Annotated in this window: 8 protein-coding genes and 1 pseudogene; 4 read left to right on the top strand and 5 right to left on the bottom strand. The window is 63.6% G+C overall.

The window, feature by feature from the left end; all coding sequences use genetic code 11:
• Positions 1 to 169 precede the first annotated feature (169 nt).
• From AC2VOU_RS15200 to AC2VOU_RS15190, 3 genes are all read right to left on the bottom strand, one after another.
• Positions 170 to 778 (bottom strand): ribbon-helix-helix domain-containing protein, encoded by a 609-nt coding sequence (locus AC2VOU_RS15200; protein WP_486958127.1) that lies wholly within the window; start codon positions 776 to 778, stop codon positions 170 to 172.
• Between the two features lie 28 nt (positions 779 to 806).
• Positions 807 to 1,721 (bottom strand): ParA family protein, encoded by a 915-nt coding sequence (locus tag AC2VOU_RS15195; RefSeq protein ID WP_023870318.1) that lies wholly within the window; start codon positions 1,719 to 1,721, stop codon positions 807 to 809.
• A 1,784-nt stretch (positions 1,722 to 3,505) separates the two neighbouring features.
• Positions 3,506 to 4,495 carry an IS481 family transposase gene (locus tag AC2VOU_RS15190; RefSeq protein WP_486958126.1) on the bottom strand — a complete coding sequence of 330 codons (990 nt, stop codon included), beginning with the start codon at positions 4,493 to 4,495 and terminating at the stop codon, positions 3,506 to 3,508.
• A 938-nt stretch (positions 4,496 to 5,433) separates the two neighbouring features.
• On the opposite strand from AC2VOU_RS15190, the gene AC2VOU_RS15185 reads away from it, so the two are divergent.
• Positions 5,434 to 5,802, top strand: coding sequence for a hypothetical protein (locus tag AC2VOU_RS15185; RefSeq protein WP_486958125.1), 369 nt, complete (start codon positions 5,434 to 5,436; stop codon positions 5,800 to 5,802).
• Here AC2VOU_RS15185 and AC2VOU_RS15180 read toward each other — a convergent pair.
• Positions 5,799 to 6,326 carry a hypothetical protein gene (locus tag AC2VOU_RS15180; RefSeq protein WP_486958124.1) on the bottom strand — a complete coding sequence of 176 codons (528 nt, stop codon included), beginning with the start codon at positions 6,324 to 6,326 and terminating at the stop codon, positions 5,799 to 5,801. The genes AC2VOU_RS15185 and AC2VOU_RS15180 overlap by 4 nt on opposite strands.
• A 328-nt stretch (positions 6,327 to 6,654) precedes the next feature.
• On the opposite strand from AC2VOU_RS15180, the gene AC2VOU_RS15175 reads away from it, so the two are divergent.
• Genes AC2VOU_RS15175 through AC2VOU_RS15165 form a run of 3 tightly spaced genes read left to right on the top strand, consistent with a single transcriptional unit; the run spans position 6,655 to position 8,700 of the window.
• On the top strand, positions 6,655 to 6,960 hold the full coding sequence (locus AC2VOU_RS15175; protein WP_023870314.1) for a hypothetical protein: 306 nt from the start codon (positions 6,655 to 6,657) through the stop codon (positions 6,958 to 6,960).
• 20 nt (positions 6,961 to 6,980) lie between these two features.
• Positions 6,981 to 7,886, top strand: coding sequence for a HipA domain-containing protein (locus tag AC2VOU_RS15170; RefSeq protein WP_023870313.1), 906 nt, complete (start codon positions 6,981 to 6,983; stop codon positions 7,884 to 7,886).
• Complete coding sequence (locus AC2VOU_RS15165) at positions 7,867 to 8,700, top strand: hypothetical protein (RefSeq protein WP_486958123.1); 834 nt, start codon at positions 7,867 to 7,869, stop codon at positions 8,698 to 8,700. Before AC2VOU_RS15170 ends, AC2VOU_RS15165 begins: the two co-directional genes overlap by 20 nt.
• A gap of 1 nt (position 8,701) precedes the next feature.
• Here the strand turns inward: AC2VOU_RS15165 and AC2VOU_RS15160 are convergent.
• A pseudogene (locus tag AC2VOU_RS15160) lies at positions 8,702 to 9,252 on the bottom strand (helix-turn-helix domain-containing protein); the annotation flags it as partial.

Raw genomic sequence — 9,252 nt, 5'->3', positions numbered from 1 at the left:
GCGCACGGCCAGCCGCCGCCACCAGCTCATCGAGCGAGGTCATAGCAGGCAGTATCACCCAAACCGGCCCCAGGCGGCTATCACCACCACCAACTTCCCGCCTCGACACGCACCAGACCACCGGACCGCCGTGGGCCCCCCGGGGTATGAAGCCCACCCAAGTGCGGGATCAATCAGCCTTGAAATAGAACCGCAACGCCTGTTCCACCAGAGCACTACGCGATGGCGCGTTCCACTCGGCCACCAGTCCATCGAGGACCTTGCCATCGGCCTGGTTCAATCCCGTCAAGGGAATACGTGCAGGCGGTTGAGCATGGCGTCGCCTTCGCGATGATGTCGCAGGCCGTCGGGAGAACAATCCCCCTCCCCCAGCCGGCTCGCTGATCGCTTCGGTACGCCAATATGTCGCGAGCTGCTCTTGATGGGCTTCGATCGCATCGAGGACGACTTGCGCATACGTGCGGGCGCTAATGGGATCACGACTGCGCTCCTTGGTCGTCAGCTGGCGCAGTAGCCGGTGAATTTGGGGCGCCACTTCAGCGGTGGGGACACTCACAGCAACCCGGGACCTCCGCGACCGGACAGTGCGCTGCTGCGAGGCGTCGCCAGCTAATGGCGCCGACAGATCATCCTCGGCTTCCCGAGCCAAGTAATCGCTGTCGGTCTCGTCGTCGGAGTCCACCGCCGCGGCTTCATCACCCGCGGGCACAGCGGGCCGCTGAGGCATGAGGTCATCGATGTCATCGAGTTGTTCGGCGAAAACGCCCTTCTTTGTCACGTGCTCGGCCCCTTCTTTCGGTCACACGTCAGGTTTGCGGGAGCTGGGCAAATACCCGCTGCAGGATCTCGCGGGTCAGGTTTTGGTAGTCATTTGCCAGCGACACAGGATCGCTCGAACGCAAACGGGGAATATCTTCACTTCGCCCTTCACGCAGCGCCGCCAGCAACGCCGTCTGACTTTCCTTACTGACATGCACCAACTCCTGAGCAGTGAGGTGGCGTTCACGTGTCTCAAGGGCCGGCCCCGACGCATGACGAATTGTCGCGGTAAATGGCTCCGCACTGGAACCCTCAAGCAGATCGCGCACCCGATTCGAGATGAATTCATTGCGGGCCGTCGCCCGAGGGTTGACCTGGAACAATACGACGCCGAGCAACGTGATGGCCGACCCGCGGCGTTTGGCCCTTAAGTAGCTGGTCGCCAACTGCTCAACTCCGCGCATGGACCCACTGTCTTCGCGCGCCGGAACGACAAGATGCGAACACACTTCGAGCAGCGCCAATAACAGCGTGACGTCACCGTGGCCCGAGTCGACAAGAACAAGATCGTACTTCTCGCGCTCACAAAGGTCATTTAGGGCGCGTCGGAAATTGTCAGCGATGTCGATCCCGGCATCGGCGGCCCGATCTGCCGAGGTAGACACCAAGCCAAGGCTCGGTCCCCCCATAACGAGGTCGAGATTCGGCCGAATATCTTTGAACGGCTTCAGGTCAGCGCCGTACTGCATGACCGATGCCAGATGACGGCCCTTATCCCATTCGTTGAGCGGTACTCCCAGGTCTTCGGTGGTCAGATTTCCCTGCTGGTCAACGTCAAATACCACTACGCGACGGCCGCGGCGCGCGACAGCGACGGCGACGTTGGCGACGATCGAAGACTTCCCCACCCCGCCCTTTTGGTTCCCAACCAGAACGGCGGGCGTGCCCGCTGCTGCTGCCATGGCGGCCACTATACCTGACCATCCGCGCTTAAGTACACATGCGCAAGCACTCTGCAAGGCGTCTGGGACGGTGGCTTGTCAGTGGCATGGCCAGCTACCGTTGCTCGCCCTTTCGCAAGGGGCGGCCGACGCAACTAGCCCAGGGCGTTACACCACGGGTTGCACCGCGCATGATGTTCCCCGTCCCGTAACCCGGTTCCCATCGCATGTCCGTCAGGCATACATGTGGCCTGCATAAGTACATCGACGGCAGCACGGCCGCGCATCGTGCGACACGCTCTGACAAGTGCGTGTGACTGCGGTGTGCGACGCCAACCGGTAGTGGCGGTCGAATGCGATGCGCCAAGCGACGCGAAGTGTTCGTGTGAATGCGCATGACACAGTGCCTGCACATGCGCCTTGTCATGCGCTTAGGACGGCGCTTGGCCAGGCATTCTGTGACGTGGCTGGCACGGTGGCGGGTGATAACCATTGACATCAGTGCGGACCAGCGTGGTGTGAACCGCCTTGGCAGACGTATGTCAGCGCCAGGTCGCTCAAACATCCGATACCGCGTTACGACCCGTCGCGGCAGGGGCATGGCGAGGCCAATTGCTATGCACGTGACCGGTTGGAGGATGCTACGCATTGCTGGCCGGCTCTGGATGTCCCCCGTCAGACCCGAGGACTGGGGGAGTGGACTACCCATGGCGAGGGTGATCAGCATTGGTTTGCCACCGCGCGTGTTCGCGCATCTTGTCCCCTGAAAGCGCTGCTCGTCGGGGCTTCCACGCCCTTCACCATAGGTGACCAGCAGGCGTTATGCAGGCACATAGACCAACCGCATGCACCGCGTGTCGCTGCAACGATGCGAATTCCGACCAGTCGCTTAACGGGCCCGAAGGCCCATATGTTGCGCACGAATGATCAAGCCGTAGCTCCCACCCAAGAGTGTTGTCGACATGTCCGCACAGGGGGAAAACGTGAGTAAGTGCGAACCCCCGCGTCGGTTCGATTGGACTGCTTGGTTGCGAGTGGGAACGGACGAGCGCACTCAACCGAATAGCGTGCGAGCATGTTGGTCGATTGACGCCCGACAGCGGACCGCTGGGGCCTGGGCCGAGCCCGTGCAGGCGGGGGCATTTGGTCTGGCCTGAGATCGACCGCGCCCTTAACCACGGAGCCCCGACAGTAGCCGGGGGACTGGGCGTGTAGGGATCGCGCGGCAGAAAAGTGGGCGAGTCGGCGAGCCGATCCACGCAGCATATTCTTGCCGACTGCCTTCGGCTGGCTCGCGATGCTCCGTAGCCCGATCGCATAGCTCAAGGGGCGTTTGCGGCGCCGTCGGTAGATCGGGTGGGGGTATCGGGTAGCACGTCTAGTCTGGCGGGAGGGGACGCCGATCGCGGAGACATGCGGGAAATGCGGGGGCGAAAATGCGTCCGTCTGACGTAGGGCAGGGGAAGTTTCGGGCGAAATGTCTGCCGGCGTCCACGCCTAGCCGCCCCGGGCACTCTCGTGCGGAGGTGCGAGTTGTTGCAACGTCCCGATGCGGTGGATCGGGCGCCATATGAGTCAAGCAGGAACGGGAGCGCCGGTGCGCTGTCGTCTCGCCCACGGCGCCCGCCATCCAGGCCACTGGCGGGAACGCGCGGACGCGGAAGCTTGGGTGGGAACAGTGTCGTGGCCAGATTGTCGGTCGACCGCACGCGACGCCCGGAGGGGCAAACGCGAGGCCCGTGACCTGCGGTTTTACCACGGCCCGCAGCTGTGGGATTAGCCCAGGGAAGCAGAAAGGACCCTAGCTAGCTGTTCTGACCTGAGAGGTTAGGTACGCGGCTGGCGGGTGGTTGGCCGCCGAGTGCGGTGTGGCCGCGATGGTGATTGTAGGTGTGTAGCCAGATCGGGAACTCCTGACAGCGCTCGGCGTCGCTGGTGTAGAGCCGGGCATAGGCCCACTCGTCGGCGAGGGTGCGGTGGAATCTCTCCACTTTCCCGTTCGTCTGCGGCCGGTAGGGCCGGGTTCTGCGGTGTTCAACGGCACCTAGAGCATCGGCGAATGTGCGTGATCGGTAACAGGAACCATTGTCAGTCAACACCTTTCGCACAGTTATGCCATGATCGGCGAACCAGGCGTTAGCACGTAACCAAAACCCTGCAGCGGTGTCTTGACGTTCATCGGTCAACAGCTCGCTGTAGGCCAGCCGTGAATGCCCGTCGAGGGCGGTATGCAAAAAGTGATGACCGTGCAGCGGGTGATATCGCTTGCTTTTGACCCCGCTGCTGGTGTCGTTGCGGGAGTTGCGATTGCCCGCGGTGCGGCCCAGTATCCGCCAGCCCCCGCCGGCGGGGATCTTGCCGAGTTTCTTGACATCGACATGCACCAGATCCCCACACCGCAATGACTCAATGCGGCGGATTACCCGCCCGGTAGGACGGTCCAACCAGCGCAGTTTAGCCAGCCCGTAACGGGTCAACACCCGATGCACCGTGGAGGGGTGCATGCCCAACAGATAAGCGATCCGGTGTGGCCCCCACCTGCGCAGGACCCGAACCTTGATGATCCGTCGCTCGGTGCGGGTAGGGGTGCGTTGCGGGCTGTGATGCGGTCGCGAGCTGCGGTCGGCCATCCCAGCCGGCCCGAGCACACGGTAACGGCCGGCCCACCGGGCCGCCGTGGTCACTGAGACTTGAAACCGCTCGGCGGCGCGCCGCAGCGGCCAACCATCATCGACAACACAACGGGCCAATCGCAGACGGCCAGTTTCGGACAACGGGGCATTACGGTGGGACACGAAGACCTCCGAGGGTGAGCAGTGCGTTCCTAGACAGCTCGCACTTCACTCGGAGGTCTTCGTCATGTCACCACGCCACGCCGTCACCAACGTCCGTGGGCAGTACAGCTAGCCCGCTAACGAAACAAAGCCCCCGGCGGGCACAGACCCTTGGATAAGGCACCGTTTGGCGCCCGAGGCCCAAACTAGAGGGTTTCTGCAGGTGGCGATCTTGCAAGCCAGGGCGTGGTTTCGGCCAATCCGGATGAGCCACGGCGATACTGGGCGGTATGTCACTCGAGGCGCTGATAACGGAGGCAGCCCGCGCATTAAGCGATGCCCGGAAGTTATTCGGGTCCTCACCAGTGAACGGGCGATGGCCCTCGCCTCAATCCCTGGTCGACGGCCGACAAGCCGTCGCCGAGGCCGGGCGGGCGGCGGCGTCAAGCTGGCGCGGGCAGGCCGCACCGGTATACGGCTCGGGCAACAGCAAGCAGTTGCAATGGTTGGACAACACGATCACCGCGGACACCCAAATTGCTTCCCCGTTCGCCAACGCCGGACAAGCCGTCATGGACGGGGCTCAGAAGATGGACGGCCTGATCGCCGAGACCCCGCTCCGGGGTCGATGCACTGGCCCCGCGGGCGCGTACCACGGCCGGCCAGCGCGAGCTGGCCACCTATTTGCAGGGCCAGTTAAACCGGGCTAAAGGCCTGGTGCAGACCTTTCGGGAGCAAAACAGCACTCTTGCGGCGCGCATCGATGCTGCTGCTGCCGGTTACAAGACCGACGGGCCGGGCACACCGCACATTGCGCTCAAACCCCACGAGGGGTACATCATTTGGTGCTCGCCCTCGACTACCGTGGGTGGATACATATGCGAATTCCTCCAGGACGACGGATCGATCATATGGAGGCATTCGCCCGTGGACATCACAGGAGGCATGCCTTGATGCGCGTGGAATCGCAAGCCGACATCGAACGGGTGATGGTCGAGCGCAAAGTCTCCTTCGTCTTCCAGCCCTCAGTGACCGAACAGAGCGACGGCACCTGGGTCGCGCGGTATCCGGGGGCGGATTGGTCAGTCAGCGGTCGCGACGCCGACGAGGCTCGCCAGCGCCTACACGCCGAACAGCTGTCCCGGATGGGCGACTCCACTTACACGGACTGGAAGATTGAAGCTGTCCGTCAATACCTGGAAGACGGCCCTATCGATGGGGTGTACGCGCTCGATAACGACACGGTTGATCGTGTGGTGGAGACCGGTACCCGTGCTGCCCTTGACGCTGCGGTCGCTGCTGATGCTGCGCACGTTGAGGATCGTTAAATAGGTCCGACGGTGTCGGGGGCCAGCAGCTGGGTCAGGGCATCGGAATATGCGTCCAGGATGCGCTCGGTGCGCTCAGCGTCGACTGTGAGGTCGGTCTGTAGCTGCTCGATCAGTTGGGCCTGTTGAATCGTGACTCGCGCGAGCTTGGACATCAGCTGGCGGGCTTTCCTGCGCTCCTCGATGGTCTGCTGGCGTGCGAGATCGGCCGCAATTTTCAGTTCGTGGGCGGCGGCGTTGACCCGCGCTTCTTGACGTTCCCACCACTGCGAGTAGGCATCGACGGCTGGGTCGCGTTGGGCACGTGCCGGCCGGGGTGGGGGAGTGGCGCGCCGACGCGCAAGCTCTTGGTCCAAAGACCATTTCCACACCCGCACGGCGTGCTTGGGGACGCGTTTGTGCGGATACGTTGGGCCGGTGAGTTTGCCGGCGCTCAGTAACTGGCTCACTCGTTGAGCTGTGACGCCCAGCAGCTCGCCGGCGTCGGCTAACGAGTAGCCTTCCGGTTCGCCAGGCGCTGACACGCCTCTATTGTGCCCAATGCCCCGTATGTAAGTAAGTCATCTGCACAACTTCGTGACACGCCAACGAGCATTCGCCCAACCCTCTCGCGCCGTGCGACACTTACTTACATGAATATCAGCCGGTTCGACGCTGCGGGCAATCTCGCCAGCCCATGTCTGACCAGCTCAGTCGCGCTATCATACGCGCTGCACCAACCTGCACGGCGAGTGTTGAAATGAAAGCACAGCCTTACATGAGACCGAGCTGCGGCCGCGACGCTCGGGCCTTACGAACGGGAACTTACTTGCGTGTACACAGGGTGTGCACCGGCGAACACGAGGAGTTGCGATGAACAGCCAACCGGCCTTGAGGCACCGCAGCGAGGCGGACGACGCCGAGGCCTTGCGCCGCAAGAAGCGCCAGGGGTCTGAGACCCGGAACATGGTGGGTCGGCTGCAGGTGCGCTATGACACCGACAAGCTGCAGGAGCTCGAGGCGGTGGCCGGGCGGCACTTGCCGACCCTGATCCGCCAGTACGGCGATTTGCTGACCGAACTACTACCCGTCGCTGAGCAGCGGGGATTAGATCCGGTAGAGCTGATCCGCCAGACCGCGACGTCGTTGCTGGGCACAACACAGCGGTTGTCGGCCTAAGGCAGGCCCCGAGCGCTGCGGTGCAGCTCGATGTCTGGGACGTCTCGACGTGGGAGGTCTTCAGCGACGAGACCGAGGGTGTCGAAGAGAAGTATTGGTTGATCGACCCGACAACCAGGCAGCGGTGGCTTTTCAAACCACCCGTGGTCAAGTTCGGTTTCCAACAGGGCGAGGACTGGGCTGAACGGGTCAGCACCGAACTTGCTCGGCTAATCAGCGTGCCATGCGCCGACGTCGAGCTTGCAAACCGTGACGGGCGGCGCGGCAGCCTGTCTCGCTATCTCGCCCCACCTGGTTGGGATCTTCAACCTGGCAAGCTTTTGCTGGCGGAGTTCGACCCCACCTATGTGTCGCAAGCCAGGGGTCGGCCAGGGCATTCGCTGGAGAAAATCGCCAGCGCGTTACAGGATGGCCGGGTCGATGCACCGTTTGGCGCTCCGGACGGTTTCAGTGCATTCGATGTGTTCGCCGGCTACATGCTGCTCGATGCGTGGATCGCCAACCGCGACCGCCACGACGACAACTGGTCAATCCTTGTTCCACCGCCTGGTGCACACAGCTACCGACTGTGTGGCTCCTACGACCAGTCGAGCAGCCTCGGCTACAACGTCAACGCCGCGCGACGCGCCCAGCTGCTCGCCGAACCGGGCGGGATAGCCCGATGGGCATCCAAGGGCACGGCGCACCGGTTCGAGCATGGCCCGAACGGACCAGTGACCCTGGTCGAGCACGCCGCTGGCGCCCTCGCAATGTGTCGACCGGCAGTAAGAACGTTCTGGATCGACAAAATCGGGGCCGTGCCACAGGACACGGTCACGGCCCTGTTGAATTCGGTCCCCAACTTGTCGGAGCAGTGGCGTACCTTCGCTACAGAACTACTGACGATCAACCAAGGAAGGCTTCTCGATGCGTGCCGGCACCTCTAACGCGTTGCAGGATCGGGTGGCTGATGCTGCCGCGTCGCGCCGCCTCGTGGTGACCTGGCAGCACCCGATCGAGCGGACAATATCCCCGGTCGGGATGCTGAGCTTCGATGGCCACAGCTATCGATTCCACTACCTGCGTCATGCAATGCACGTCAAAGGATTTCGGCCATTCCTGGGCTTCCCCGATCTTCACGGCCAGTACACCTCGGACAGGTTGTTTCCGCTGTTCGCCCAGCGGGCCATGACCCCGCGCCGCCCCGACTTCGCCCGCTGGGTGAAACGCCTTGGTCTTGACGAGGACGCGTCGCCCTTCGAACAAATCACCCGATCTGGCGGACACCGCCCCGGCGACACCATCCAACTATTCCCGGTCCCCACCGTGGCCAACGGTCATTTGGAATGCGACTTCCTGGTCCACGGGATTCGTCACATCGCCGAGCGCCCGACAAGCGTGGCCGGCGAGGTCATTACCTTGACCCGCGACGATGTTGAACAGCAACTCGCAGCGCTTTGTCCCGGAGACGAACTGCGCCTACACGACGAGCCAACCAACACCGTCAATCCCTTGGCCATCCTCACCACCACCGCCGCCAATGTCCCTCTGGGTTGGGTTCCCGACCTTTTGTTGGAAGAGCTGCACCGGATACCGGATCGCCAGCGTGCGCGCGTGACAGCGCTGGTCGTCAACGGTCCCGAAGCGGGCTGGCACTTACGGCTGCTGGCCCACCTGTCCGTGCCGGTGCCCGACGGGTTCGCAGTTTTCGTCGACAATCCCTGGCAACCCAACACACGCTCCGACCTACTCAGAGGCTGATTCATCTCCAGAGATCGCCTCGCGTCGCGTCGGTGTTGTGCGTGTAGGAGCGGCGCGCCCGGTCGACGAGCGCTTGGATGCGGGCTAGTTCGGCGGCCGCCTCAGCAGTTCGGCGTGCGTGGCGGCGCCGCTGCAGGGCTGACAGGGAAGCGAGCGCTTCAGCGCGGCCAGGACCAGACTGTGCGGCCTCGGCCGCGGCCCGGCCGGCTAGATGTGCGCGGTGCGACGCCGCGCTCTCGGCCCGGCGCAGTTCTTCGTCGGCAGCGCGGAGCTGGGCTTCGCGCGCATCCTCCAGGGCGGCCGGTCGATCAGCAAGATTCTCAGCGCCGTGCCAGGCCAAGATGGCGCCTAGTAACCCGATTGGGCGGGCGGGGGTGTCGGGGATGTGCCGTCCCACGCCGAGCCAGTCGGTGATGAGCTGGTTGAGGTCGCGCGGGGTCCAGCCGGCGGCCGCGGGAGCGGCCAGCATGGCGGCCCAGCTTGTTGGGGTGAATCGTCGGGCCCATGGCGGGGCGTGGGGGTCGGCTCGCCAGGCAGCAGCCAGCCGCCGCC

Source organism: Mycobacterium sp. TH-M25, from assembly GCF_057473665.1.
This window is presented reverse-complemented; position numbering and strand designations above follow the sequence as displayed.

Excerpts from the sequence above, each read along its gene's own strand:
- AC2VOU_RS15175 (WP_023870314.1), top strand. The coding sequence starts at position 6,655 with ATGAACAGCCAACCGGCCTTGAGGCACCGCAGCGAGGCGGACGACGCC.
- AC2VOU_RS15165 (WP_486958123.1), top strand. The coding sequence starts at position 7,867 with ATGCGTGCCGGCACCTCTAACGCGTTGCAGGATCGGGTGGCTGATGCT.
- AC2VOU_RS15195 (WP_023870318.1), bottom strand. The coding sequence starts at position 1,721 with ATGGCAGCAGCAGCGGGCACGCCCGCCGTTCTGGTTGGGAACCAAAAG.